Genomic DNA, 25,729 nt, shown 5'->3' on the forward strand with positions numbered 1-25,729 from the left:
TTCGCTCCATAATGAATAAATCAATAATGGGCGATCTTACTTATCTCACAATGTAAAAGCAAACAAAAATGAATGATTTAACCGGAATTTTATATATTGTCGCTACGCCAATCGGGAATTTACAAGATATTACACAACGTGCTTTAGAGACCTTTTCACAAGTGGATTTAATTGCTGCGGAAGACACGCGCCACAGTGGTTTATTGCTCAGTCATTATGGTATCAAAAAGCCTTTTTTCGCCTTGCATGATCACAATGAACAAGAAAAAGCACATGTGTTGGTAGAAAAGCTAAAACAAGGTACCAATATTGCATTAATTTCAGATGCAGGAACGCCCTTGATTAGCGATCCGGGTTTTCATTTAGTGCGTCAATGTCGTGAGGTAGGCATTAAAGTAGTACCATTACCAGGCGCTTGTGCAGCAATTACTGCATTGTGTGCATCGGGCATTGCGTCAGACCGTTTTTGCTTTGAAGGCTTTTTACCGGCCAAAACCAAGGCGCGTAAAGATAAGTTAGAAAACGTTGCGGAAGAAGACCGCACTTTGATCTTCTATGAATCAACTCACCGCATTTTAGATACCCTTGCCGATATGCAAGATGTATTAGGCGGCGAACGCTATGTTGTACTTGCTCGTGAAATTACGAAAACATGGGAAACCATTGCAGGGGATAAATTAAGTGATCTTCGTCAATGGTTAAATGAAGATCCGAATCGCACAAAAGGTGAGATGGTGTTAATCGTGGAAGGTAAACCAAAATCAGAAGATAGCGACGAATTTGCACCACAAGCAATTAAAGCGCTCACGTTGATAGCTAAAGAATTACCTTTAAAAAAGGCTGCGGCGATTGTGGCAGAACTTTATGGTTATAAGAAAAATGCCTTATACCAATTTGGATTGGATAATTTAGATTAGTCAAAAAACTATCTCTCTCTTTAGCAAAGAGGGACTAGGGGAGATTTGGCAGAATTAATTTTTATAAATTTCGGAGAACAAATGTTAAAACAGGTTTCAGATACCTTACTTGCACCAAGCAATTTATCGCATCAATCATTGCTTAATATTTTTGATGTGATGTCACATCGTCATATTGATTATGCGGATCTTTATTTTCAATTAAGCCAAGATGAAAGCTGGGTATTAGAAGACAGTATTATTAAAGAAGGTGGCTTTCATATTGATCGCGGTGTTGGTGTGCGCGCAGTTTCTGGAGAGAAAACAGGCTTTGCGTATTCTGACCAAATCAATTTAGCCTCATTACAACAATGTGCAGCGGCCGTAAAAGGTATCGCACAAATTAAAGAAGGCAATTTAATTTCGCCTCAAGCATTTAATGCGGTGAATGCGGTTCAGCGTTATGCAGCGATTAATCCGTTAGAAAGTTTAAGTAAAGAGAAAAAGATCGAGTTATTACACTTAGTGGATCGTACAGCGCGATCTGAAGATCCTCGTGTTACGCATGTCTCAGCGGCATTAAGCTCGATTTATGAAGAAGTGTTAGTGGTCGCAACAGATGGCACACTTGCTGCAGATATTCGCCCGCTTGTGCGTTTATCCATTTCTGTTCTCGTGGAAGAAGATGGTAAACGTGAGCGTGGTAGCTGTGGTTCAGGTGGACGCTTTGGCTTAGATTGGTTCTTTGAAGTGGTAAATGGGGACATTCGTGCCGTTAATTTTGCAAAAGAAGCGGTTCGTCAAGCCCTTGTGAATTTAAGTGCAGTCGCAGCGCCAGCAGGATTAATGCCTGTGGTATTAGGGGCAGGTTGGCCTGGCGTATTGCTTCATGAAGCAGTGGGACATGGTTTAGAAGGGGATTTCAACCGTAAAGAAAGCTCTTTATTTACAGGAAAAATTGGTGAGTTAGTGACGTCGCCATTATGTACAATTGTGGATGATGGCACATTGCCAAACCGCCGTGGTTCTTTAACCATTGATGATGAAGGTGTACCAAGTCAGTGCAACGTTTTAATCAAAGACGGGATTTTGCAAGGTTACATGCAAGATAAACTGAATGCGCGATTAATGGATGTGAAACCAACAGGGAATGGTCGCCGTGAGTCTTATGCACATTTACCAATGCCACGCATGACCAATACCTATATGTTAGCAGGTCAAAGCAAATTTGAAGATTTAATCGCTTCTGTCGATCGTGGTATTTATGCACCGCACTTTGGTGGTGGGCAAGTGGATATCACCTCGGGTAAATTTGTGTTCTCGACATCTGAAGCTTATCTCATTGAAAAAGGTAAGATTACTAAACCAGTTAAAGGTGCAACGTTAATTGGTAGCGGTATAGATGTGATGCAAAAGGTTTCTATGGTGGCCGATAAAACAGACTTAGATCTTGGTATTGGTGTATGCGGCAAAGATGGCCAAAGTGTGCCGGTCGGTGTTGGCCAGCCAGCCTTGAAAATAGATGAAATCACCGTTGGTGGAACCAATTAAACATACAGCCCGATAATCATATTGGGCTTTTTATTTCCTTCATATCTAAGTGCGGTCCGTTTTTCATCTATTTTTGATTAGTCAGTTTCTGATGAATAATCATTGCGTTAGGCTAAAAGTTAAACACCCTGCGCATTTATCTCGATTCTTTTATGATCCCTATCACAATATCTTGTAAAACCAGTTAAAAAAATTCCCCAAATAACCACAATAAGTGATACATTTACCGTCGCATGACTTTTTGTCATTTAAGAGACAGGGACAGGCGTGAGTTTGTCTGAAATTTCATCAACCAGAGGGAAACATTTATGTTAATTGGTGTACCTAGAGAACTGCTTGATAGCGAAAATCGTGTGGCGGCGACGCCAAAAACGGTTCAGCAGATCTTAAAACTGGGCTTTGACGTCATCGTAGAACACGATGCGGGATTCAAAGCAAGTTTTGAAGACCAAGCATTTATCGACGCCGGCGCAAAAATTGGCTCAAGTTCAGAAGTGTGGCATTCGGATGTGATTTTTAAAGTGAATCCACCAACGGATGCAGAAATTGATCAAATGAAGGAAGGTGCAACACTTGTGAGCTTCATTTGGCGCGCACAAAATCCGGATTTAATGAAAAAACTCACGTCGAAAAAAATTAATGTATTAGCGATGGATTCAGTGCCACGTATTTCCCGTGCGCAAGCGCTTGATGCATTAAGCTCTATGGCGAATATTTCTGGTTATCGTGCAGTGATTGAAGCCGCTCACGAGTTTGGTAGTTTCTTCACCGGACAAATTACTGCAGCAGGTAAAGTGCCACCAGCAAAAGTGTTAGTCATTGGTGCGGGTGTCGCAGGTCTAGCAGCGATTGGTGCAGCGAATAGCCTTGGTGCGATTGTACGTGCTTTTGACTCTCGTCCAGAAGTAAAAGAACAAGTACAAAGTATGGGCGCATCTTTCTTAGAAATTGATTTCAAAGAAGAAGGCGGTAGCGGCGATGGTTACGCGAAAGTAATGTCAGAAGAATTTAACCGTCGCGCGATGGAGCTTTATGCGGAACAAGCGAAAGAAGTGGATATCATTATTACCACCGCGGCGATTCCAGGTAAACCAGCCCCTCGTTTGATCACAAAAGAAATGGTTGATTCCATGAAACCAGGTTCTGTGGTGGTGGATTTGGCGGCTGCAACAGGCGGTAACTGTGCTTACACTGAAGCAGGTAAAGTGGTCACCACTGAAAACCAAGTGAAAGTGATTGGTTACACCGATTTCCCAAGTCGTTTACCAACACAATCTTCCCAACTTTACGGTACAAACTTAGTTAATTTATTAAAACTACTTTGTAAAGAAAAAGACGGCAAGATCAATATCGATTTTGACGATGTGGTATTACGTGGTGTGACTGTGGTACGTGATGGGGAAGAAATTCCACCAGCACAAATCCAAGTGTCAGCACAACCAAAACAAGAAGCGAAAGCGGCACAAAGTGCGGTTAAAAAAGAGGAAGAAAAACCAGCTGATCCTCGCATCAAATACGGTGTGATGGCGGGTGTAGGTGTATTATTCCTCTGGCTTGCATCTGTGGCGCCAGCAGCATTCCTTTCTCACTTCACCGTATTCGTATTGGCTTGTGTAGTTGGTTACTACGTGGTTTGGAACGTCAGCCACGCTTTACACACCCCACTTATGGCGGTAACCAATGCGATTTCAGGTATTATCATTGTGGGTGCATTACTGCAAATTAGACAACCAACAGGCAACTTCTTTATTGATGTATTAGCCTTTGTGGCAATCTTGGTGGCAAGCATCAACATCTTTGGTGGTTTCCGTGTAACCCAACGTATGTTGGCGATGTTTAGAAAAGGTTAAGGAGAAGACGATGTCTGAAGGTTTAGTACAAGCAGCCTATATTATCGCTGCATTACTTTTCATTATGAGCTTAGCCGGTCTTTCTAAACATGAAACGGCAAAAGCCGGTTGTTGGTATGGTATTGTCGGTATGACAATTGCCCTTGTTGCAACCATTTTCGGCCCGCAATCAGAAGGCACATTATGGATCATCATTGCGATGATCATCGGTGGCGTGATTGGTGTTCAACGTGCATTAAAAGTTGAAATGACTGAAATGCCTGAACTTGTTGCGATTCTTCACAGCTTTGTGGGTTTAGCCGCAGTGCTCGTAGGCTTTAACAGCTACGGCTTAACACACGAAACTGATCCTGTGTTAATGAATATCCATAACGTTGAAGTATTCTTAGGGATCTTTATCGGTGCGGTAACATTCACGGGTTCTATCGTAGCATTCGGTAAATTAAGCGGCAAAATCAATTCAAAAGCATTAATGTTGCCACATCGCCATAAATTAAATTTAGCGGCATTAGTGGTTTCCGCTTTCTTGATGGTGGCATTCTTAAACAACCCAGATAATATCTTCCCAGTGTTACTCATGACCGCGATTGCTCTTGCATTCGGCTGGCACTTAGTGGCATCTATCGGTGGTGCGGATATGCCGGTTGTGGTTTCAATGCTTAACTCTTATTCTGGTTGGGCAGCAGCTGCAGCGGGTTTCATGTTGAGCAATGACTTGCTTATCGTTACCGGTGCATTAGTGGGTTCTTCTGGTGCGATTCTTTCTTACATTATGTGTAAAGCGATGAACCGCTCATTTATCAGCGTTATCGCAGGTGGTTTTGGTAATGATGTTCAAGTATCTTCTGATGAAGAACAAGGCGAACACCGTGAAACAACGGCAGAAGAAGTGGCTGAATTGCTCAAAAATGCAAGCTCTGTAATCATCACTCCAGGATATGGTATGGCGGTAGCGCAAGCGCAATATCCAGTGGCTGAAATTACGGCGAAATTGCGTGAGCGTGGTATTAACGTACGTTTTGGTATTCACCCTGTTGCAGGTCGTTTACCTGGTCATATGAACGTGCTTTTAGCGGAAGCGAAAGTACCTTATGACATCGTGCTTGAAATGGATGAAATCAATGATGATTTCGCGGATACCGATGTGGTATTGGTTATCGGTGCAAACGACACCGTAAACCCAGCTGCAATGGAAGATCCAAACAGCCCAATCGCAGGTATGCCAGTGTTAGAAGTATGGAAAGCACAAAACGTTATCGTATTCAAACGTTCAATGGCGGTGGGATACGCAGGCGTTCAAAACCCATTATTCTTCAAAGAAAACACTCAAATGCTCTTTGGTGATGCAAAAGAACGTGTAGATGACATTCTTACAGCATTAAACAAATAAGTAAAAAACTGAAGTAAAACTAACCGCACTTTGAGAGATTAAAGTGCGGTTTTTTTATATGTTTTTTAGTGCTTATATGATTAAATAACCTAACTTTAAGAAGTTATACACTAACTTCCTGAAAACAAAATAGGCGAGGGAGCTATAAAATGAGATTTACATTACCACTATTATTATCTCTAACTTTGTTTGGTTGTTCTTTTGGTGGGTTTCAACCTCCGCCACCACATTATCATTGGCGATTGCATAATGCAGATGCTTTATTCCCTGAATCAGATCCTAATGTTTTAACTAAATATGTTGATAGAAAAGAAAAAGATATGAAGGATTGTGGTATGGATTATGTGACAGGGGAAAGTATTAATCCAGAAGTAAATCTTTGTTTAGAGAAAAAAGGTTGGTATCTAGAAGGCGGTCCAGTTTGTGAAGAAAGACTAATGTGGGATAGTCCAATATGTACCCAATGGCGAAAAAAACACAGCAAACCTGATGCTAAGCCTTGGGGGTAAGTATTAGGTGTTACAACTTTCGTTTATTTCTCGATTTTTCTTTCTATAAAATATTAAAGCGCTATTTTCTGTATGTTTCTTTAGTGTTTATATGATTAAGTAATCGAGTTCCAAGCAGTTATACACTAACTTCCCCAAAATCAAAATAGGCGAGGAAACGATAAAATGAGATTTACATTACTACTATTATTATCTCTAACTTTGTTTGGTTGTTCTTTTGGTGGTTTTCAGCCTCCGCCACCACATGATCATTGGCGCTTACATAATGCAGATGCATTATTTCCTGATTCAGATCCTGATGTTTTAACTAAATTTCTTGATAGAAGAAAAAAAGATATGTCGGATTGTGGTATGGATTTTGTTACCGGTGAAAGTGATGAGCCGGAGGTGAATCTTTGTTTAGAGAAAAAAGGCTGGTATTTAAAAGGCGGACCAATCTGCGAAGAAAGAACAATGTGGAATAGACCTATATGTATTCAGTGGCGAAAAAAACATAGCAAACCTGATGCTAAGCCTTGGGGGTAAGTATTAGGTATCACAACTCTCGTTTATTTCTCGATATTTCTTTCTATTAAATATAAAAGTGCGGTCAAAATTGACCGCACTTTTTTACATTAACGTTGAATCAAATAGCGTAATTTGGTGCCATCTTGTTCTACGCTTAATAGTGTGTAACCGTGGTTTTTAGTATCAACAGGAATGTTGTTGATAGATTGGGCACAGTCACTTAATAGCTCTAAAATTTCGCCTTTTTGCAATTGCGGCATGGTTTCGAGCATTACGATTGCTGGATACGGGCAAGGTTCACCTAGCGTATCTAACGTGTAATCTGGGGTGATGTCTTTTGGATCTTTATCTAATTTTTGAACAACGGTAAATGCCATAATAATGTCCTCTTTTTGGAATGAATTCGTTAATATTTAATTAGCAACCACAAGCTTGTGGATTCTCTGCTGCGATTTTAGCTTTGGCTTTTTTCAAGAAGTGGCGTTCCCACCAAACAACAGCGATTAAGCAGAGAATAAGCAAGCCGTAATTCACTAATAAACCGCCAACAGGACCAAAGGATTTCAATAAGTTAAGTTTTTCGTAATCTAATGCGAGCACAGGGGCAAGATCGTCCCATGCGTAGGCTAAATAGGTTGAACCAACAACATTGCCCACACCCACCCACATAAAGTGAACTTGACCTTCCATTGAGCGATACATCCAACCGGTTTCACATCCGCCCGCTAACACAATACCGAAGCCAAATAATAAACCACCGATAATGGCATTTGGACCCGCCCACATGATTTTTGCTGGTACGCCTAATTGAATGTAGCTGAATACGCCAAGCGTACCCACGATAATACCGAAGATGATGGCTTTTGCCATATAAGCACGGCCGGTTACCCATAAATCACGGAAAGCCGATGTAAAGCAGATTTGAGCACGTTCAATTAATAAGCCGAAAGCTAACCCACAAAGCATCGCAAAACCCAGTTTAACTGAGTTTGTCATCACATAAAGGGAAGTGATAAGATAGGCAAAAAAGACCACCATACCAATCCAGAAACGACGATTAGCTTGTTTCGGGTCAGTTTCTTGTAGTTTTGCTGCGCCTTTTTTCAATTCTAATTTCACGCGAAACATCGGAAGTAAGGTGACTTTTACCCCGGCATAAGTACCTACAGCAGTCGCAATAGTAAAGAACCAAGCATGAACCGAAAATTGTGGAATACCCGTAAAGAGAGAGGCAAGGTTACAGCCCATTGCCAAACGAGCGCCGAAACCGGCTAATGCACCACCAATGAGCGCTTGAACAATACGGCGTTTGTGCGGCTGGTTACGCCATTTCACATTATTTGCCCAAAGTGCAGCAGAAATACAACCGGCGAACATACCTAAGATCATTACACCATCAATACGGGTGAAGATCGTGCCTTGCATACCGATAATTTTATAATAGCTCCAGTCGGATACGTCGACGCCTAGCGCTTGCAAAGCATGTCCACCCCAACGGGTAAATTCCCCGGTAACCGCCCAATAAGTGCCAGTTACCCCAAAGTAATAAGCTGAAATGAGTCCGGCAGCAATAACTGCAGCGACAGGATTCCAGTATTTGATCAGATAATTTTGTTTGAATTGCTGCAAAATCTCTTTCATGAGTGAGTAAATCCTTAAAATGAAATGATGATTTGCAAGTGCGGTATAAAATGAAGATATTTTGAAGTGTCTGCCATTTTCCTATACACAAAACTTGCGATATAAGACAAATGAATTGTCGAGCAAGATAATAGCATTTGTTTTTTGTTAATGCACGAGGGGAGGGATAATTATTTGTGGGTAATTTTGAATTTTAAGATGAGAGAATAAAGTCAATCTATAGCCTTTATTTTTTCCTCAATATCAATTTTTCAATTAAAAAAACGAAGACTAGGGTAATAAGCATCGTAAGTCCACCAGCTAGAATAGCTAATAAACAAATTACCCAAGCAGATTTGTCCATATTAAGGAAAGCAAAGAAATAGAAACCAAATAGTAGGGAAAATACACACCATAATCCCCAACTTAATTTGGAATATTTATTGAATAGGAATTCAAATAATCCTTCAAAAAATAAACGGAAAATACATTCAAAGAGAATATGGCCCATACGTTGTTTCAATGCTAAGTCATAATAATGATTTGTTTAGACAAACTTTCTGTCTGCCTAAATGTTAAGAGAAAACTTAAACAGGCAATTTCATTTCTCGGATACGCATGGTTAATCCATCGATTAACAATAAACGTCCACATAAATTTGAACCGATTTTTAACCGCACTTTGATGGCTTCTAAGGCTTGAATAGAGCCAACAATACCCACAATTGGCGCCAGTACGCCCGCCTCTACACAGCTTAAAACGTTTTGTCCAAAGAGTTGGCTAAGTTGGCGATAGGTTGGGGTATTGGGTTCATAAGTAAAGACGGAAACCTGTCCTTCTAAACGGATCGCCGCACCAGAAACAAGCGGGATCTTCGTTTGTTCGCACCCACGATCGAGCGCATTACGAATATCCACGTTATCGGTACAATCTAATATTACATCAAAGTGCGGTATGATTTCCGCGAGTTTTTCTTCGGAAAGTTGCGCATTGATGGTTTCAATTTCAACGTGTGGATTAATCTGTTGTAACGCAATTTTTGCCGATTCCACTTTAGGCATATTTAATCGGCTATCGGTATGCAGTACCTGACGTTGCAAATTGGAAAGCGATACGGTGTCAAAATCCAATAAGGTTAAATGACCCACGCCAGCGGCGGCAAGATATTGGCTTGCCGCACAGCCTAAACCGCCCAGACCAACAATTAACATTTTGCTGTCTTTCAGCTTTTCTTGCCCGTCAAAATCAACCGCTTTTAAGATGATTTGGCGGTTATAGCGCAGTTCTTCTTCGTAGCTTAATTCAGCCATTATTGCCCCAATAGGTGATTAAAAGGTTCAATGGTGACGATTTCGCCTGCAGCTACATTGCCGCGATCTTTTTCGAGGCGAATAAAACAGTTACTTTTCACAAAAGAACTGAATAAATGTGAGCCTTGGAACCCCACTGGTTGCACTTCAAGTTGACCATTTTCATTAATTTGATAGAAACCACGTTGGAAATCTAAACGCCCTGGCGCTTTTTTCAAATTGGTTTGAGCAATCGCTTTAAAGTGCGGTTGTTTTTTCGGGTGTTTTTTACCGCTTAATTTGGCAATAGCAGGTTGAACTAATTGATAGAATGTCACTAATGCAGAAACGGGATTGCCAGGTAAACCGCAGAACCAAGCATTTTCTAATTTACCGAAAGCAAATGGCTTGCCGGGTTTCATCGCAATTTTCCAGAAATTCACTTGACCCACTTTTTCTAACACGGTTTTCGTAAAGTCAGCTTCACCCACTGAAACACCACCACTCGTGATAACAAGATCTGCCTGAGCTTGTGCTTTCACAAAAGCCGCTTCAAATTCTGCTTGGTTATCCGGCAGAATACCGAAGTCGAGCACGTCACAATTTAATTTTTCTAGCATTAATTTCACGGTGAAACGGTTGGTATCGTAGATTTGTCCAGCTTCTAATGGTTTGCCAACAGGCACTAATTCATCACCCGTTGAAAGCACAGCCACTTTTAAGCGTGGATATGCTTTGACTTCAGCAATGCCTAATGATGCAAGTAAAGGCAAAGAAACGGCATTTAACTCATCCCCTTGATGTAATACCACATCACCTTTTTTCACATCCTCACCAATACGACGGATATTTTGATTGGCTTTTGGTAATGCGGAAAAAGTCACAGTTCCATCTTCATTAACGGTGACATCTTCTTGCATAACCACTGCATCTGCACCTTCAGGAATCATCGCACCCGTCATAATTCTGACCGCACTTTGGGCTACCCATTCCCCTTGAAACGGATTACCCGCAAAGGACTTTCCTGCGACAGAAAGTGTCATAGATTGCTGTAAATCGGCTAAACGAACCGCATAGCCATCCATCGCGGAATTATCAAAAGAAGGCACGTTAATCGGAGAAACCACATCTTCCGCACAGACACGATCAGCGGCTTCAGTTAAAGCAAGAGTTTCAGTTTTTGTTGGGAAGGGAAGTTGGTTGAGCATTTGCGCCAAGGCATCTTCAAGTGGCAACATAATGAATCCTTTGGGTTGAGCGAAATAAAAGTGGATATATTGTAGCCCGAAATACAATATGAAGGAAATTAATAAATTAGGGTGATTTTTCGCATTTTACGAATAATTCATCTTTTGCTAAAATGACGCATTATTTTTTTATAAATGGAAAGTGAATGAACGCTATTTCACCTGATGCGGAAAGTGTCCGCCGCGCCTTGGTAGCCAAAGGCATCGAAACACCAATGATTGATCCGACTCAATGTAAAGATGAGCGCCGTGCAGCGATTGCTTCGCATATGCGTGAAGTGATGAAATTGATTGGATTAGATCTGCGTGATGATAGCTTAGAAGAAACGCCAAATCGTTTAGCTAAAATGTTTATTGATGAAATTTTCAGTGGAATGGATTATGCCAATTTCCCGAAAATGACGAAAATCAAAAACCAAATGAAAGTGAGCGAAATGGTGCAGGTGAATGACATCACCTTGACCAGTACTTGCGAACATCATTTTGTGACGATTGATGGTAATGTCGCCGTCGCATATTACCCGAAAGATTGGGTGATTGGCTTGTCTAAAATCAATCGCATTGTGGCATTTTTTGCGCAACGTCCACAAGTACAAGAGCGCTTAACTGAACAGCTTTTAACGGCATTTCAAACGATTTTAGAAACCGATGATGTGGCAGTTTATGTGAAAGCGACACATTTCTGTGTGAAAGCGCGTGGGGTAAAAGATACTCACAGCTATACCGTGACATCAGCCTATGGCGGGGTCTTTTTAGAAGATCGCGAAACTCGCAAAGAATTTTTATCTTCGATTCAGAAATAACGAAAAAAGCACCGAGCATTCGGTGCTTTTTTGTTTATTAATTGTACGGATATAAGTTAAAATCAGCCTTTTCATTTTTTATTTCGATTTTTATTTTTCTTGAGGATTTTCATGGCGAAAGCTAATTCAAAACTTTTTCTTGTGTTATTACTCGGTGTCCTTTCAGCCTTTGGTCCGTTTGTGGTGGATCTTTATTTACCTTCTTTGCCACAACTTGCTACCTTCTTTGCCACAACTTGCTACCTTTTTTGAAACAAGTGCTTCAATGACACAACTTACGCTCACCACTGCCATGATTGGTCTAGCGGTGGGGCAGTTACTTCTTGGTCCTCTCAGTGACAAATTTGGGCGAAAAATTCCGCTTATTATTTCATTGGTCATTTATATTATCAGCACGGTCTTAATCGTTTATGCACCAAATATTGAAGCGATGATTGTCTTGCGTGTGATTCAAGGGCTTTCTTCAGCAGGAAGTGTGGTTATTTCTCGTGCGGTCGCAACGGATCTGTATCGAGGCCGTGAAATGACTCGTTTCTTTGGTTTATTAATGACAATTAACGGACTCGCCCCAATTATTTCACCAATCCTTGGTAGTTTATTGTTGGAATACATCAGTTGGAAAGGCGTATTTGTTTTCCTTGCATTGATTGGTGTGATTGTTTTGTTTTTCTGTTTCCGTTTAAAAGAAAGCTTGAATGTCAAAAATCGCTTACAAGGTTCAATATTTTCCACCTTTTTGACTTTTGGTGTGATTATCAAAAATCGCTTATTTATGAGCTATGTAGGAATTCAAAGTTTCTTGCTTGGTTCCATGTTTGCCTATATTGCGGCTTCGCCATTTATTTTCCAAAGCTTCTATGGGTTGAGTGCATTTATCTTTAGTTTATGTTTTGGTGCAAATGGGGCAGCGTTAGTCATTGGAGCAAATATTGGCGGTAAATTGCCAAATCGTCAGGCTTTAGCAATTGGCGTATTGGCTTTTGTGGTTGCTGCACTTTATACCATTGCGGTATTGATTATTCAGCCATACTGGTTATTTGTTGAAATCGGTTTCTTTGCCATGTTGTTATTAATGGGTATTACTTTCCCTGCGATTTCTACTTTAGCGATGGAAAGTGAGCGTCAATATGCAGGTAGTGCTTCTGCATTATTAGGTTTTGCCCCCTTCTTCTTAGGTGGCGTAGTCTCTCCGCTAGTGGGTATCGGCAATATTTTCTATTCAACTGCGTTAGTGATTTTAGCTTGTGGAGTATTGGGACTTGCTATCTATTGGTCGATTCGTCATAAAATCCCAACTTTAGCAGAGTAGAGAGAAGTGCGGCCATTTTTGATGGTGTTTTAAAAAAGAAAAAGGCGAACATCCATTTGTTCGCCTTTTGTTATTCAGTTTTAGCTTCGAACACTTAATTTTTCAAATTCGTCGAAGAATGTTGGGAACGTTTTAGCCGTACATTTGGGATCTAAAATCGTGACAGGTGTATCTGATAATGCAATCAAGGCGAAGCACATTGCCATGCGATGATCGTTATAGGTCTCAATTTCGGCATGCTTAAATTGGGAGAGCGCAAGTGGTTGAATTCGAATAAAATCTTCACCTTCTTCAACGTCTGCACCGACTTTTCGCAATTCAGTCGCCATTGCAGCAAGGCGATCAGTTTCTTTCACACGCCAGTTATAAATATTGCGAATAACGGTTTCACCTTTTGCAAATAAGGCGGTTGTGGCAATCGTCATGGCTGCATCAGGAATGTGGTTCATATCCATATCAATGCCGTGGAGCTCAGCTTGTTCTGCTTGAATAAAATCTTCACCCCAAGTTATTTTAGCGCCCATTTTTTCTAGCACATCGGCAAATAGGCGGTCGCCTTGAATGGAATGTTTGCCAATTCCTGTCACTTTTACGTTGCCTTTAATTGCGGCAGCGGCAAGGAAATAAGAGGCAGATGAGGCATCACCTTCTACCATGTATTTACCCGGTGAGACATAGGATTGGTTACCTTTCACCTTAAACACTTGATAATCTTGATTTTCAACCGAAACACCAAAATCTTTCATCATGGCGAGAGTGATATCAATATAAGGTTTTGAGACTAGATCACCTATAATATGGATATCTAAATCGCCTTCAGCAAGTGGTGCAGCCATTAAAAGTGCGGTCAAAAATTGAGAAGAAATTGAACCGTCAATTTCAACTACGCCACCTTTAATCCCTTGATTGCGAATTGCAAGCGGTGGGTAGCCGTCATTTTCTAAATAACGAACATCGGCACCCGCTTGAAGAAGCGCATCAACCAAATGTTTGATTGGGCGCTCTTTCATACGAGGTTCACCAGTCAAAATAACTTCGCTTTCTGTTTTGCCTTTTAAACAAAGCGCTGCTGTTAAAGGACGCATGGCCGTACCGGCATTACCGAGAAAAAGTGATAAGCCATTTTCAACCTGAAATGCACCGCCTAAGCCTTCAACTTTGCAGCAAGTTTTGTCTTCAGATAGTTGGTAATTCACCCCTAACGCTTTGAGGGCGTTTAACATATGGCGAATGTCATCACTGTCTAATAGGTTAGTGACGGTTGTGGTGCCTTTAGCCAATGCAGCTAATAATAATGCACGGTTTGATAAGCTTTTCGACCCCGGTAAGTTGATTTCACCTTCAATACGGGAAATTGGTTCTAACGTGATCGCTTTCATTACAAGACCACCGTTTTGTTTTTATAGACAAAAATACGATCGTGTAAGGCAAGATCAAGTGCACGGCTTAATACGGTTTTTTCCACATCACGCCCCGCACGCATCATGGCATCGGCAGAGTAGGTGTGATCCACATTAATCACATTTTGCATAATGATCGGACCTTGATCTAATTCATTGTTAATGAAGTGAGCTGTTGCACCAATAATTTTTACGCCACGTTCATAGGCTTGTTGATAGGGTTTGGCACCAATAAATGCCGGTAAGAATGAATGGTGAATATTAATCACACGATTTGGATAACGCGCCACGAATTCTGGATTTAATACACGCATGTATTTTGCTAAAACAATGTAATCAGGTGCATATTCATCAATTTTTTCAGCCAGTAATTTATCGTGTTCCACACGAGTGAGCCCTTCATGACTGACACAATGGAATGGAATATCAAAGCGTTCAACCAATTCGCGTAAATTATCGTGATTCCCAATGACAGCCGCAATTTCTACATCTAATGCACCGTAGTAATTTTTCATTAAGATATCACCTAAGCAGTGCGCTTCTTTGGTGACTAAAATCACGATACGTTTACGTTTTGCACTGATTAGGCGGCAATTTGTCCCTGCCGGCAAACTATAATTTAAGTCAGCTAACAAAGTTTCTTCATTAAAAATGCCTTCCAATTCGGTGCGCATAAAGAAATGCTTTGTTTCGAAATCAACGAACTCATTATTGTGAAGGATATTTAATTGATGTTTGTAACAAATGTTGGTGATTTTGGCGATTAAACCTTTATCATCCGGACAGTCGGTCAGTAATATTTTCTTTTCTAACATAATGAATATTTTGCAAGATAAATAAAAAAAGAGAACCCATAAAAATGGGTTCTACATAATCGATAATAGAATTAGATTTCAAAAGAAGCTAAAGAGGCACCTTTATCTAAGGCCTTTTGAATCACACGAGGTGTGCGACCTTGACCAGTCCATGTTCTTTCTTGACCCGTTTCATCAGTATATTTGTATTTTGCTGGGCGAGGTTCACGTTTTTTACGAATTGAAGAAGGTGCAATACCAATAATTGCCGTTAATTCTTCTGCCGTGATACCTTCTTGTTTAATTAATTCTTTATATTTTGCGATACGCGCACGACGCTCTTGTTCCGCTTGTTCAATTTCAGCTACTTGAGCACGTTTTTCTTCAACAGCAGCTTGTAATTTTAAAAGTGAACTTTCAGCTTGTTCTAATGTTAAATCGCGTACAGCGGCACGTAAACTACGAAGGTTAGTTAAACCTTTTGTTAATTCGTTCATGATGTCCTCTTTTTATGTGTGTGAATGCTTAATTATTTTAGGGAAAACAATAATAACGAAAATAATATATTTGGTAAATATTAATTCGCCTAAATTAAAGAATTAATTGGTCTGATCTCATCATACTCCATATTATGGAGTGACGTATTTTCTATATTATTGCAATCGTTTGCTCGTAAAACCGTATAACAATAAATTAACAATTCAATAAGTGATTTCAAATTAAAGAACAGATTTTGGGGAAAGTGTAAGATTTTATTGGTAATTTTATCCATTTTAATGTAATCTTTTCTCATCCTATACAACAGTAGAGGTGCGGTCATTATAAGTATTCTCCTGGAGTGGATAGCGTTGAAGGGAAAGGAAAGGAATGATTGCCGAAATCGAATAGGCGTCATCTTATTCGGTTGGTCACGTCTTCGAAAGGAACGTGACTGTCATAGTTTTTGTGTATTAACTATGGAGCGCTACGGTTCGGTCTGGTCATCATTGTGTCTTTTCTTGCCGTTGTCTCCATTAAATTATTAGGTATAACTTAATGGAACTAGTCGATTATTCTTCATCTATTTATTCAATTATTCCCGCATTACTTGCAATTATTTTAGCAATTGCAACTCGTCGGGTTTTGGTGTCCCTCAGTGCTGGGATTATTGTCGGTGCGTTAATGTTGGTTGATTTCAATCCATTGAATGCGCTCATTTATTTAAAAGATAATGTTGTGGCATTAGTTTATAGTAGCGAAGAAGGCATGAATTCAAATATGAATATCGTGTTTTTCTTAGTTTTACTTGGCGTATTGACCGCACTTTTAACGGTGTCAGGCAGCAACCGTGCGTTTGCTGAATGGGCACAAAATAAAATTAAAGGTCGTCGCGGTGCGAAATTATTAGCGGCATCTTTAGTGTTTGTGACATTTATCGATGATTACTTCCATAGTCTTGCTGTAGGTGCGATTGCACGTCCAGTTACTGATCGTTTCAAAGTTTCTCGTGCAAAATTAGCGTATATTCTAGATTCTACTGCTGCACCAATGTGTGTCATGATGCCAGTATCAAGCTGGGGGGCATACATTATTACTCTCGTAGCAGGTTTATTGGCGACATATTCTATTACCTCTTATACCCCAATGGGTGCATTCGTTGCCATGAGTTCAATGAACTACTATGCGATCTTCTCATTATTGATGGTATTCTTTGTGGCTTATTTCTCATTTGATATTGCATCAATGGCACGCCATGAAAAATTAGCGATGGAGCGCGATTATAAAGAAGAAGTCATTGAAGGTGTGAAAGGTAAAGTTCGCAACTTAATTTTACCGATTTTAGTCTTAATTACCGTCACAGTTTTTATGATGATTCATACGGGGAGTGAAGCCTTAGCAGCAGATGGAAAACCATTTAGCCTCTTAGGTGCATTTGAAAATACAACAGTAGGTATTTCGCTTGTTGTTGGTGGTTCAAGTGCGGTTGCTATGTCAACATTATTGATTATTCTTGAGCGTCAAGTTTCTTTACAAGAATACGGAAAAGCGTGGATTGCCGGTATTAAATCTATGTTAGGTGCAATTGCAATCCTATTCTTTGCTTGGACAATCAATAAAGTAGTGGGTGATGCACAAACCGGTAAATACTTATCTTCTTTAGTGAGTGGCAGCATTCCAGTTCAATTTTTACCAGTGATTTTATTTATCCTTGGTTCAGCAATGGCATTCTCAACAGGGACAAGCTGGGGGACATTTGGCATTATGTTACCAATCGCTGCGGCAATGGCGACTAACTCAGCACCAGAATTATTACTTCCTTGTTTGTCTGCAGTTATGGCTGGCGCAGTATGTGGCGACCACTGTTCACCGGTTTCGGATACAACTATTCTGTCGTCAACTGGCGCAAAATGTAACCACATGGATCACGTCACCACACAATTACCTTATGCTGCAACTGTCGCAACAGCAAGCGCTGTAGGCTACATTGTGGTAGGCTTTACAGAATCAGGTTTAGCTGGATTTGTGACAACAGCAGTTGTTTTAGTAGCTTTAGTGTTTATCGTGAAAAAACGTTAAGCATAAACGTGAAAAAGAAAGGGCGTACTGTGTGTGGTACGCCCTTTTTGTATTTGTTATGAGAATTAGAGTAATGGACTAAACAAGAAAAATAACCGCTCGATGATTCGATGATAGAAAGGACGATTGATCCATTCTTGCATATTGAGTGCAGAAGAGTTCGCTAAATAATTTTCATGGAGTGTGGCCACTTCATTGGCAAAATTACGATCTTCTACGGCAACGGTGATTTCAAAGTTAAGCAGGAAACTGCGTAAATCCATATTTACTGTACCAACGAGCGCGAGCTTATTATCGATTAACACACTTTTTGTATGGAGAAGCCCAGCTTCAAAATGATAAATTTTGACACCTGCTTCGAGTAAATCATCAAAGAATGTTCGACTTGCCCAACGAACCATCAAGGAATCATTGTTTTTAGGTAAAATGAGCGTGATATCAACGCCACGGAATGCGGCAATACGTAATGCTTCAGCAATATTGTGACTTGGCACAAAGTAAGGTGATGTGATCACAATGCTTTCTCTTGCTGCATAAATAACCGTTGCAAGAGATTGCGCAATTAAATCATCCGGGAACGCGGGGCCACTCGCAATAACTTGTACAGAATGGGTGTCATTATCGTCAATTTCAACAAGGGGACAATTTGGTAATAACAGGGGTAATTCTTCTGTCGTTTCAATTTCCCAATCCCAAGCATGTAAGCTGTTTAAAATTGGTGAAACAGGGCCGTTGATTCTCACCATCACGTCGATCCAATTGCCTACGTTGCTATCTTGTTTGAAGAAATTCGGATCCACCATATTCATACTGCCTGTGTAGGCAATTTGATTATCGATGATGATGATTTTACGATGTTGGCGTAAATCAATTCGGCTGAAGAACATCCGGAATAAATTTACATGTAGCGCTTCGGTAATTTCAATGCCTTTTGCTCGCATTTCTTTACAAACAGGGCTTTTCAAAAAAGCATTACTGCCAACGGAATCGAGTAAAAGACAAACTTTTACGCCACGTTGCACGGCTTCTTCTAACGCTTGTTTCACTTCATTAATCATGCCATCATTGCTCCAAATATAGAACACCATATTAATGGAATGATGTGCTTGTTGAATATCACGAATGATACTTCGAATGATGCTTTCTGGCGTGTCGAGAATATGTAATTCATTACCTCGAATGTTCGGAATACCTAAGCGGTGGTGGACTAGTTTAAATAAAGCACGATAACGAGGATCCTGGGAATGTGTAACCAGATCTTTTTGTTCTGACAGTTGCTGAAGCCATTGGGTATATTTAGGTTTTAACAGTTGAAAGGCTTTGGCTCGGCGCGTACCGAGTTTAATCTCACCAAAAATTAAATAAGCAATAACGCCAATCAGTGGCACAAGGTAGATAATCATCAGCCATGACAACGTAGCAGAAACCGCTTGTTTTTTGACGAGTAAACGCAATGTGACAGAAATAACTGCCATCCAAATTAACACGGGAATAATATAAACCAGTATAATATGTTCAAAACTCATTAATTTTTGACCGCACTTATGAAATTAGACATTGTTTATCAGACGGATGATTTTATCATTATTTATAAGCCTTGTGGGCTAAGTGTGCATAAAGATCAAAGCGAAATTGGTTTAACCACTTTGCTTGCTGAGCAGCTTGGCGTGCCACAAGTCTGGCTTGTTCATCGGTTAGATAAAGTGACATCTGGTTTACTCATCTTGGCATTGAATGCTGAAAGTGCGGCTGAATTTTTCCGACTTTTTTCCGAACATCATATCCAAAAGACTTATCTTGCACTCAGCAATCAGAAACCCAAAAAGAAACAAGGATTGCTTGTCGGGGATATGCAAAAGGCCAGAAACGGTGCCTGGAAACTTTGCCAATCGAAAGAAAATCCCGCGATTACGCGTTTTGAAAGTGTCAGTTGTGAGCCTAATTTACGATTATTTATTTTAAAGCCGCAAACAGGTAAAACCCATCAATTGCGTGTAGCGATGAAAAGCTTAGGTAGCCCCATTTTAGGCGATGCGCTTTATGGTAAAAACACTGAAAAAATTGACCGCACTTATTTACATGCTGCAAGATTGCAATTTGAATTTAAAGGTCAAGCATTTGATGTGTTTACCCCTCCGAAAGAAGGAGAGTGGTGGCATCGTGAGAACGTTCAATCTCAGATTCAAAAATTTGGCTCAGCAAATGCTGAGCCAAAGAAATAATCAATAACGTTTATTTCGCTAATCCGATACCCGTATAGCCACGTTCACGCATGGTGGCTTCTTTTGATTTACGAATTAAGGTCTCAATTGTCATACCTTGTACGAGAATGGAGAATGCCACTACCGCATACGTCATACCTAAAATAAGATCGCGAACATCCATTTCTAATCCTTCAATATAAAATTGACCACTTGGAATAGAAAGCGCCATAGCGAGCGCTAATCCCCCTCGTAATGCGCCCCAAGTAAGTACTTTCATGGTGTAAGGATTGTATTTACGATAACGTTTCATGACTTGGAATGGTAACCAGACACTTGCATATCGACAGATTAAGCAAACCGGAATAGCAAGGAAAATTAAGATTAACCCTTGCCAAGACACATGAATCAATAAAATCGCTAAACCGATCAAGATAAAGAGTAAGGAGTTAAGGAAGTGATCGATCATTTCCCAAAAGTGATCTAAATAGCGTTGGCTTTGTTGAGAAAAGCCTGTGTATCTTGTCCAGTTACCAATTAAAATCCCCGCGACAACCATCGCTAATGCACCTGATACATGTAAGAGATTAGCAAGCATAAAGCCCGCAGTGGGTACGATTAAGGTCAAAAGAATTTCTAACGAACCATCATCGGTAGCTGAAATCAGATAATGGGCGAAGAGACCTAAAACCAATCCAAATGCAATCCCGCCTAAAGCTTCTTTAAAAAATAAATGGAGAATGCCGCTTGCTGTCGGTTCATGACCGCCAAATGCGACAGCAAAAACCGTGGTAAAAATTACCAAGCCAATCCCATCATTAAAAAGTGATTCGCCTTCCACTTGCATAGATAAGCGTTTTGGTGCTTTTAAGTTTTTGATAATGGCAAGTACGGCAATCGGGTCATCAGGCGAGATGAGTGCACCAAATAAGATGCAGTAAATTAAATCAATATGCCAGCCGAAAAGTAAGGCAACACCATAAAGTAGAAAACCAATGAAAAAGGTGGAGGCAAGCGTAGAGAATAGAGCAAAAATGGTAATTTCCCATTTTTGATTGTTTAAGACTGGAAGCTTAATGCCCAAGGCGCCGGCAAAGAGCAAAAAGCCTAAAATCCCGTTCAATAAGAAATCTTTAAAATCAATGCGTTCGATGACGCGTGTTGCAATGTCATCCAAATTAAACCAGCCGAAATATCCCAATAACACTAGGAAAAGCGAGCCCGCCATGGAGGTGGCTGTGATGGCAATAGTATATTGGATATTATCGTTCAGTTTACGTGTGATAAAACTGATAAGAATGGCTATTGTGGTGAGAAAACACAAGTAAGTATAAATATTCATAAAATGATCCGAGTAAAGTAATAAAAGCGCCGCCAGTATAAGCAAGTTAGTTTTATTTATAAAGTGCGTTTTTAGGAAAAATTTTAATGAGAACGAAGGGTAAAATTCATTTGATTGCAACTGAAGCGTAATCACATTAATAGGCGTAACTTCTCCCATTACAGAGGAAAAGTGCGGTTAAGATTTCAATTATTTTGTATAATAGACCCAATTTTTCACATTAGGAACAAAAATGAAATTTATCTCTTTTAATATTAATGGTTTACGTGCCCGTCCTCATCAACTTGAAGCAATTATTGAAAAATACCAACCGGATGTGATTGGTTTACAAGAAATCAAAGTAGCAGATGAGGACTTTCCTTATGCAATTACTGAAAATCTGGGCTATCACGTTTTTCATCACGGGCAAAAAGGCCACTATGGTGTAGCCTTATTAACTAAACAAGAGCCAAAAGCGGTACGTCGTGGTTTTCCAACAGACAATGAAGATGCGCAAAAACGCATTATTATGGCTGATTTAGAAACGCCATTTGGTTTGTTAACGGTAATTAATGGCTATTTCCCACAAGGGGAAAGCCGAGCTCATGAAACGAAGTTTCCGGCAAAAGAAAAATTTTATGCGGATCTTCAACGTTATTTAGAACAAGATCACGATAAAGCCAATCCGATTTTAATTATGGGCGATATGAATATCAGTCCAAGTGATTTGGATATTGGTATCGGCGATGAAAACCGCAAACGTTGGTTGCGTACTGGTAAATGTTCGTTCTTACCCGAAGAGCGTGAATGGTATCAACGCTTATACGATTATGGATTGGAAGATACGTTCCGTAAATTAAACCCAACAGTCAATGATAAATTCTCGTGGTTTGATTATCGCTCGAAAGGTTTCGATGATAACCGTGGATTACGTATCGATCATATTTTAGTGAATCATCAATTAGCAGAGCGTTGCGTGGACGTCGGCATTGCATTGGATATTCGTGCGATGGAAAAACCGTCCGATCACGCACCAATCTGGGCAGAGTTTAAATAGGAAAGCAGCATGGATATGGCAAATTGGCAGAATTACCGTTCACAAGTGAATGGTATGCCTGCTGTGTTTACCGCAAATATTGAAGATTTAGATGTTTATCATGGTAAACATCTCAGTAAGGTTGTGCAATTTACCGTGCCTTATCAGGGAGATGAGGATGGTTTGCCGAATGAAGACGAATATGAAAAATTGATTAATCGTCTTTTTAAAATTCTTGCACAATTGACCGCACTTCCAAATGTATTCTTTGCAGGGCATTTTATTTGCAACCATCAGGCAAAAATGCATTTCTATTGTGAACACGATGCTTTGCTTAAAGAAACCCTTCAACAGCTTGATTTTGTCTCAGAAATCAATGTGCAGAATGATCCAAATTGGGATACCTATTTCGATTTCTTGTTGGCTTCACCATTAGAAATGAAATTAAATGCGACAGAAGAGATTTTGAGCATGCTGAATAGCAAAGGGCGTAATTTAAGTGACACTTATTTAATTGAGCATACTTTCCATTTTGATGAAGAAGAGAAAATGTTTCCCTTTATGGATGAATTGACGCTCGGACAAGTTTCTTTTAATACGTTGAAATATTCTAGCCAAGCCATTCAAACAGAAGAAGATGAAGAACCTTACTTTATGGTGAAATTGGAACAAGAGCTTTCATTAGACAGTAATGAGATCTTTGAGTGGGTAGAGCGCTTTGAAAAGCTAGCCATGGAGTTTTCTGGCGATTATATTGGCTGGGAATGTGATAATTTAATGGATGACCGTTCATCATTAAATTAGTTTGATAATTCATCAAACTAGCATTGATTCGATAAAAATAAAGCCCATCAACACGATGGGCTTAAATTCTTTTGGCTACTAATTTAGGATTCGTAAAAGGAGACAAACGAAAGCTAAACCAAAAGAGAAATTTGGCTCCTCCTGCGGGACTCGAACCTGCGACATATGGATTAACAGTCCACCGTTCTACCGACTGAACTAAGGAGGAATAAATTTGGTATCACAAAGAATAGGCGCGCATTTTAATGATCGGACCACTTCTTGTCAAGACCAAAAATGAAAAAAATTATAAAAAATTTTGCACTTTTTTCTATCCACAAAGCCTGTGGATAACTTTGTGAATTGTTTTTGTTTAAAATGGTCAACCACTGATGCAGACTGGCTTTTCCTTAAATTGTTCATCTATTAGCCATAAGTGAATATTCTTTTAAATATCAATATGTTGCATAAAGTCCAGCAAAAAAAATAAAATATTTTTCAATTTTGAAGTGTTTCAGACTTGACACGCCTAAGTATGTGTAAAACTTGGATTTTTATCACTCAATTTGGAGCAATAAATGTGCTAAAATAGCTCCACTTATAAAATACCTAAAAAATTGACCGCACTTATGGCAGAGAAAATCAATACTAAGCCTTTTATCCTTCATTCTGATTTTAAACCTTCCGGTGATCAACCCCAAGCAATCGAAAAATTAGTCGAAAATTTAGAGGATGGTTTGGCTCATCAAACCCTTTTAGGGGTAACGGGGTCAGGTAAAACATTTACCATTGCAAATGTCATAGCGACATTAAATCGTCCCGCAATGTTACTTGCCCCCAATAAAACGCTTGCGGCTCAGCTTTATGCAGAAATGAAAGCGTTCTTTCCTGAAAACGCGGTGGAATATTTCGTCTCATACTATGATTATTATCAGCCGGAAGCTTATGTACCGAGTAGTGATACGTTTATTGAAAAAGATGCTTCTATTAATGATCAGATTGAACAGATGCGTCTTTCGGCTACCAAGTCGTTCTTAGAGCGTCGAGATACTATCGTAGTCGCATCTGTTTCGGCAATTTATGGTTTGGGAGACCCTGATAGCTATTTGCAAATGATGTTGCATTTACAACAAGGGGCAATTATCGATCAACGTCAGATTTTAGCGAAGTTGGCGGAATTACAATATACAAGAAACGATCAAGCTTTTCAGCGTGGTACATTCCGAGTGCGTGGCGAAGTGATTGATATTTTCCCTGCAGAATCTGACGATCGTGCGGTAAGAATTGAATTATTTGATGATGAAATTGAACGTTTAAGTTTATTTGATCCTTTAACGGGTACAAGTTTTGGCTCTGTTCCGCGTTTTACAGTGTATCCGAAAACCCACTATGTAACACCAAGAGAGCGTATTTTAGATGCCATTGAAAAAATCAAAGCGGAGCTTGTGCAACGCCGTGAATATTTCATCAAAGAGCATAAATTGTTGGAAGAGCAGCGTATTACCCAACGTACACAATTTGACATTGAGATGATGAATGAGCTCGGCTATTGCTCAGGCATCGAAAACTATTCACGCTATCTTTCTGGTCGAAATGAAGGCGAACCGCCTCCGACATTGTTTGATTATATGCCGTCTGATGCGATTTTGATTATTGATGAATCACACGTGACTGTGCCGCAAATTGGCGGGATGTATCGTGGTGACCGTTCTCGTAAAGAAACCTTGGTGGAATATGGTTTCCGTTTGCCTTCTGCATTGGATAACCGTCCATTACGCTTTGAAGAGTTTGAGCGTTTAGCGCCGCAGACCATTTACGTTTCTGCGACACCAGGGCCTTATGAGTTGGAAAAATCGGGCAGTGAAATTGTCGATCAGGTGGTACGTCCAACAGGCTTACTTGATCCGCAAATTGAAATTCGTCCAGTATCCATTCAAGTAGATGATTTACTGTCAGAAGCACGCCAAAGAGCAGACAAAAATGAGCGTGTTTTAGTGACGACGCTAACGAAGAAAATGGCGGAAGATTTAACGGATTACTTAGACGAACACGGCATTCGTGTGCGTTATTTGCATTCAGATATTGATACGGTTGAGCGTGTAGAGATTATTCGTGATTTACGTTTAGGTGAATTCGATGTGTTGGTCGGCATCAACTTATTACGTGAGGGGCTGGATATTCCAGAGGTTTCTCTTGTTGCGATTTTAGATGCGGATAAAGAAGGTTTCTTACGTTCTGAACGATCTTTAATCCAAACCATCGGTCGTGCTGCTCGAAACTTAAATGGTAAAGCTATTTTGTATGCTGATAGTATTACTAAATCTATGGAAAAAGCCATTACCGAAACGAATCGCCGTCGTGAAAAACAAATGAAATACAATGAAGAGCATGGTATTGTTCCACAGGCATTGAATAAGAAAGTCGGCGAATTATTAGATATTGGTCAAGGTGCAAATCAAAAAGCAAAATCGAAACAGCGTGGAAAAACGGCAGCTGAACCGACCGCACTTTACAATACACCTAAATCAGCCAAAGAATACCAACAACAAATTAAGAAATTGGAACAACAAATGTATAAATTTGCTCAAGATCTCGAATTTGAAAAAGCCGCTGCAGTACGCGATCAACTTCATCAATTGAGAGAGCAGTTTATGATATCGGAATAAA

General features: G+C 40.0%; 23 protein-coding genes, 1 tRNA gene and 1 riboswitch. Of the genes, 14 read left to right on the forward strand and 10 right to left on the reverse strand.

Annotated elements, in window-relative coordinates; genetic code table 11:
• The first annotated feature begins 68 nt into the window (after positions 1 to 68).
• From rsmI to INP95_RS06620, 6 genes are all read left to right on the forward strand, one after another.
• A complete protein-coding gene (gene rsmI / locus INP95_RS06595; RefSeq protein ID WP_197560377.1) occupies positions 69 to 917 on the forward strand; it encodes a 16S rRNA (cytidine(1402)-2'-O)-methyltransferase in 849 nt (282 codons plus the stop codon).
• Between the two features lie 81 nt (positions 918 to 998).
• Positions 999 to 2,447, forward strand: coding sequence for a metalloprotease TldD (gene tldD, locus INP95_RS06600; protein ID WP_197560378.1), 1,449 nt, complete (start codon positions 999 to 1,001; stop codon positions 2,445 to 2,447).
• A 308-nt stretch (positions 2,448 to 2,755) separates the two neighbouring features.
• Entirely contained in the window at positions 2,756 to 4,297 is a 1,542-nt protein-coding gene (gene pntA / locus INP95_RS06605; RefSeq protein WP_197560379.1) for a Re/Si-specific NAD(P)(+) transhydrogenase subunit alpha, read from the forward strand.
• A gap of 10 nt (positions 4,298 to 4,307) precedes the next feature.
• Entirely contained in the window at positions 4,308 to 5,687 is a 1,380-nt protein-coding gene (pntB, locus tag INP95_RS06610) for a Re/Si-specific NAD(P)(+) transhydrogenase subunit beta (RefSeq protein WP_014065528.1), read from the forward strand.
• A 149-nt stretch (positions 5,688 to 5,836) separates the two neighbouring features.
• Positions 5,837 to 6,196, forward strand: coding sequence for a hypothetical protein (locus tag INP95_RS06615; protein ID WP_049375984.1), 360 nt, complete (start codon positions 5,837 to 5,839; stop codon positions 6,194 to 6,196).
• Positions 6,197 to 6,361: 165 nt separating this feature from the next.
• Complete coding sequence (locus tag INP95_RS06620; RefSeq protein WP_049375985.1) at positions 6,362 to 6,721, forward strand: hypothetical protein; 360 nt, start codon at positions 6,362 to 6,364, stop codon at positions 6,719 to 6,721.
• 89 nt (positions 6,722 to 6,810) lie between these two features.
• On the opposite strand, the gene yedF is transcribed toward INP95_RS06620, so the two are convergent.
• The 4 genes from yedF to moeA form a co-directional block, all read right to left on the reverse strand.
• On the reverse strand, positions 6,811 to 7,080 hold the full coding sequence (gene yedF / locus INP95_RS06625) for a sulfurtransferase-like selenium metabolism protein YedF (protein WP_005696304.1): 270 nt from the start codon (positions 7,078 to 7,080) through the stop codon (positions 6,811 to 6,813).
• A gap of 40 nt (positions 7,081 to 7,120) precedes the next feature.
• Entirely contained in the window at positions 7,121 to 8,344 is a 1,224-nt protein-coding gene (gene yedE / locus INP95_RS06630) for a selenium metabolism membrane protein YedE/FdhT (RefSeq protein ID WP_197560380.1), read from the reverse strand.
• A gap of 566 nt (positions 8,345 to 8,910) precedes the next feature.
• Entirely contained in the window at positions 8,911 to 9,633 is a 723-nt protein-coding gene (moeB, locus tag INP95_RS06635; RefSeq protein WP_197560381.1) for a molybdopterin-synthase adenylyltransferase MoeB, read from the reverse strand.
• Complete coding sequence (gene moeA / locus INP95_RS06640) at positions 9,633 to 10,850, reverse strand: molybdopterin molybdotransferase MoeA (protein WP_197560382.1); 1,218 nt, start codon at positions 10,848 to 10,850, stop codon at positions 9,633 to 9,635. The genes moeB and moeA overlap by 1 nt, the downstream gene beginning before the upstream one ends.
• 155 nt (positions 10,851 to 11,005) lie before the next feature.
• Between moeA and folE the strand changes: the two genes are divergently transcribed.
• The 3 genes from folE to INP95_RS06650 all read left to right on the forward strand — a co-directional run bounded on the left by folE (position 11,006) and on the right by INP95_RS06650 (position 12,971).
• A complete protein-coding gene (gene folE / locus INP95_RS06645; RefSeq protein WP_049368839.1) occupies positions 11,006 to 11,662 on the forward strand; it encodes a GTP cyclohydrolase I FolE in 657 nt (218 codons plus the stop codon).
• A gap of 111 nt (positions 11,663 to 11,773) precedes the next feature.
• Positions 11,774 to 11,914 (forward strand): hypothetical protein, encoded by a 141-nt coding sequence (locus INP95_RS09865; protein ID WP_232088511.1) that lies wholly within the window; start codon positions 11,774 to 11,776, stop codon positions 11,912 to 11,914.
• A complete protein-coding gene (locus INP95_RS06650; RefSeq protein ID WP_232088512.1) occupies positions 11,889 to 12,971 on the forward strand; it encodes a multidrug effflux MFS transporter in 1,083 nt (360 codons plus the stop codon). Before INP95_RS09865 ends, INP95_RS06650 begins: the two co-directional genes overlap by 26 nt.
• Before the next feature lie 80 nt (positions 12,972 to 13,051).
• On the opposite strand, the gene aroA is transcribed toward INP95_RS06650, so the two are convergent.
• The 3 genes from aroA to INP95_RS06665 all read right to left on the reverse strand — a co-directional run bounded on the left by aroA (position 13,052) and on the right by INP95_RS06665 (position 15,662).
• Complete coding sequence (aroA, locus tag INP95_RS06655; protein WP_197560383.1) at positions 13,052 to 14,350, reverse strand: 3-phosphoshikimate 1-carboxyvinyltransferase; 1,299 nt, start codon at positions 14,348 to 14,350, stop codon at positions 13,052 to 13,054.
• On the reverse strand, positions 14,350 to 15,186 hold the full coding sequence (gene purU, locus INP95_RS06660; protein WP_049365819.1) for a formyltetrahydrofolate deformylase: 837 nt from the start codon (positions 15,184 to 15,186) through the stop codon (positions 14,350 to 14,352). Before purU ends, aroA begins: the two co-directional genes overlap by 1 nt.
• Before the next feature lie 71 nt (positions 15,187 to 15,257).
• The gene (locus INP95_RS06665; RefSeq protein ID WP_197560384.1) at positions 15,258 to 15,662 is read right to left on the reverse strand and encodes an H-NS family histone-like protein; all 405 of its coding nucleotides are present in this window, start codon (positions 15,660 to 15,662) and stop codon (positions 15,258 to 15,260) included.
• 300 nt (positions 15,663 to 15,962) lie between these two features.
• A riboswitch (Lysine riboswitch) is annotated at positions 15,963 to 16,140 on the forward strand.
• Positions 16,141 to 16,200: 60 nt separating this feature from the next.
• Here INP95_RS06665 and INP95_RS06670 point away from each other — a divergent pair.
• Positions 16,201 to 17,721 carry a Na+/H+ antiporter NhaC family protein gene (locus INP95_RS06670; RefSeq protein WP_049368836.1) on the forward strand — a complete coding sequence of 507 codons (1,521 nt, stop codon included), beginning with the start codon at positions 16,201 to 16,203 and terminating at the stop codon, positions 17,719 to 17,721.
• Positions 17,722 to 17,786: 65 nt separating this feature from the next.
• Here INP95_RS06670 and cls read toward each other — a convergent pair whose 3' ends face one another.
• Entirely contained in the window at positions 17,787 to 19,247 is a 1,461-nt protein-coding gene (gene cls, locus INP95_RS06675; RefSeq protein ID WP_197560385.1) for a cardiolipin synthase, read from the reverse strand.
• 18 nt (positions 19,248 to 19,265) lie between these two features.
• On the opposite strand from cls, the gene INP95_RS06680 reads away from it, so the two are divergent.
• Positions 19,266 to 19,943: a TIGR01621 family pseudouridine synthase gene (locus INP95_RS06680; protein ID WP_197560386.1), complete on the forward strand. Its 678-nt coding sequence runs from the start codon at positions 19,266 to 19,268 to the stop codon at positions 19,941 to 19,943.
• A 10-nt stretch (positions 19,944 to 19,953) separates the two neighbouring features.
• Here the strand turns inward: INP95_RS06680 and INP95_RS06685 are convergent, their stop codons facing one another.
• Complete coding sequence (locus INP95_RS06685; protein WP_049368833.1) at positions 19,954 to 21,264, reverse strand: cation:proton antiporter; 1,311 nt, start codon at positions 21,262 to 21,264, stop codon at positions 19,954 to 19,956.
• Between the two features lie 232 nt (positions 21,265 to 21,496).
• Between INP95_RS06685 and xthA the strand changes: the two genes are divergently transcribed.
• Both xthA and INP95_RS06695 read left to right on the forward strand, forming a co-directional pair.
• The gene (xthA, locus tag INP95_RS06690) at positions 21,497 to 22,300 is read left to right on the forward strand and encodes an exodeoxyribonuclease III (RefSeq protein WP_197560387.1); all 804 of its coding nucleotides are present in this window, start codon (positions 21,497 to 21,499) and stop codon (positions 22,298 to 22,300) included.
• Between the two features lie 9 nt (positions 22,301 to 22,309).
• Entirely contained in the window at positions 22,310 to 23,083 is a 774-nt protein-coding gene (locus INP95_RS06695; protein WP_197560388.1) for a TIGR01619 family protein, read from the forward strand.
• A 132-nt stretch (positions 23,084 to 23,215) separates the two neighbouring features.
• Here the strand turns inward: INP95_RS06695 and INP95_RS06700 are convergent.
• Positions 23,216 to 23,291: transfer RNA gene (locus INP95_RS06700), tRNA-Asn, on the reverse strand.
• A 400-nt stretch (positions 23,292 to 23,691) separates the two neighbouring features.
• On the opposite strand from INP95_RS06700, the gene uvrB reads away from it, so the two are divergent.
• Positions 23,692 to 25,728, forward strand: coding sequence for an excinuclease ABC subunit UvrB (gene uvrB / locus INP95_RS06705; protein ID WP_197560389.1), 2,037 nt, complete (start codon positions 23,692 to 23,694; stop codon positions 25,726 to 25,728).
• The last annotated feature ends 1 nt before the right edge of the window (position 25,729 follow it).

The sequence above is a fragment of the Haemophilus parainfluenzae genome (assembly GCF_014931375.1).
GTDB lineage: Bacteria > Pseudomonadota > Gammaproteobacteria > Enterobacterales > Pasteurellaceae > Haemophilus_D.

What these genes read in the sequence shown, in the direction of transcription:
- rsmI (WP_197560377.1), top strand. Translation starts at nt 69, where the DNA reads ATGAATGATTTAACCGGAATTTTATATATTGTCGCTACGCCAATCGGG.
- tldD (WP_197560378.1), top strand. Translation starts at nt 999, where the DNA reads ATGTTAAAACAGGTTTCAGATACCTTACTTGCACCAAGCAATTTATCG.
- pntA (WP_197560379.1), top strand. Translation starts at nt 2,756, where the DNA reads ATGTTAATTGGTGTACCTAGAGAACTGCTTGATAGCGAAAATCGTGTG.
- pntB (WP_014065528.1), top strand. Translation starts at nt 4,308, where the DNA reads ATGTCTGAAGGTTTAGTACAAGCAGCCTATATTATCGCTGCATTACTT.
- INP95_RS06615 (WP_049375984.1), top strand. Translation starts at nt 5,837, where the DNA reads ATGAGATTTACATTACCACTATTATTATCTCTAACTTTGTTTGGTTGT.
- INP95_RS06620 (WP_049375985.1), top strand. Translation starts at nt 6,362, where the DNA reads ATGAGATTTACATTACTACTATTATTATCTCTAACTTTGTTTGGTTGT.
- yedF (WP_005696304.1), bottom strand. Translation starts at nt 7,080, where the DNA reads ATGGCATTTACCGTTGTTCAAAAATTAGATAAAGATCCAAAAGACATC.
- yedE (WP_197560380.1), bottom strand. Translation starts at nt 8,344, where the DNA reads ATGAAAGAGATTTTGCAGCAATTCAAACAAAATTATCTGATCAAATAC.
- moeB (WP_197560381.1), bottom strand. Translation starts at nt 9,633, where the DNA reads ATGGCTGAATTAAGCTACGAAGAAGAACTGCGCTATAACCGCCAAATC.
- moeA (WP_197560382.1), bottom strand. Translation starts at nt 10,850, where the DNA reads ATGTTGCCACTTGAAGATGCCTTGGCGCAAATGCTCAACCAACTTCCC.
- folE (WP_049368839.1), top strand. Translation starts at nt 11,006, where the DNA reads ATGAACGCTATTTCACCTGATGCGGAAAGTGTCCGCCGCGCCTTGGTA.
- INP95_RS09865 (WP_232088511.1), top strand. Translation starts at nt 11,774, where the DNA reads ATGGCGAAAGCTAATTCAAAACTTTTTCTTGTGTTATTACTCGGTGTC.
- aroA (WP_197560383.1), bottom strand. Translation starts at nt 14,350, where the DNA reads ATGAAAGCGATCACGTTAGAACCAATTTCCCGTATTGAAGGTGAAATC.
- purU (WP_049365819.1), bottom strand. Translation starts at nt 15,186, where the DNA reads ATGTTAGAAAAGAAAATATTACTGACCGACTGTCCGGATGATAAAGGT.
- INP95_RS06665 (WP_197560384.1), bottom strand. Translation starts at nt 15,662, where the DNA reads ATGAACGAATTAACAAAAGGTTTAACTAACCTTCGTAGTTTACGTGCC.
- INP95_RS06670 (WP_049368836.1), top strand. Translation starts at nt 16,201, where the DNA reads ATGGAACTAGTCGATTATTCTTCATCTATTTATTCAATTATTCCCGCA.
- cls (WP_197560385.1), bottom strand. Translation starts at nt 19,247, where the DNA reads ATGAGTTTTGAACATATTATACTGGTTTATATTATTCCCGTGTTAATT.
- INP95_RS06680 (WP_197560386.1), top strand. Translation starts at nt 19,266, where the DNA reads ATGAAATTAGACATTGTTTATCAGACGGATGATTTTATCATTATTTAT.
- INP95_RS06685 (WP_049368833.1), bottom strand. Translation starts at nt 21,264, where the DNA reads ATGAATATTTATACTTACTTGTGTTTTCTCACCACAATAGCCATTCTT.
- xthA (WP_197560387.1), top strand. Translation starts at nt 21,497, where the DNA reads ATGAAATTTATCTCTTTTAATATTAATGGTTTACGTGCCCGTCCTCAT.
- INP95_RS06695 (WP_197560388.1), top strand. Translation starts at nt 22,310, where the DNA reads ATGGATATGGCAAATTGGCAGAATTACCGTTCACAAGTGAATGGTATG.
- uvrB (WP_197560389.1), top strand. Translation starts at nt 23,692, where the DNA reads ATGGCAGAGAAAATCAATACTAAGCCTTTTATCCTTCATTCTGATTTT.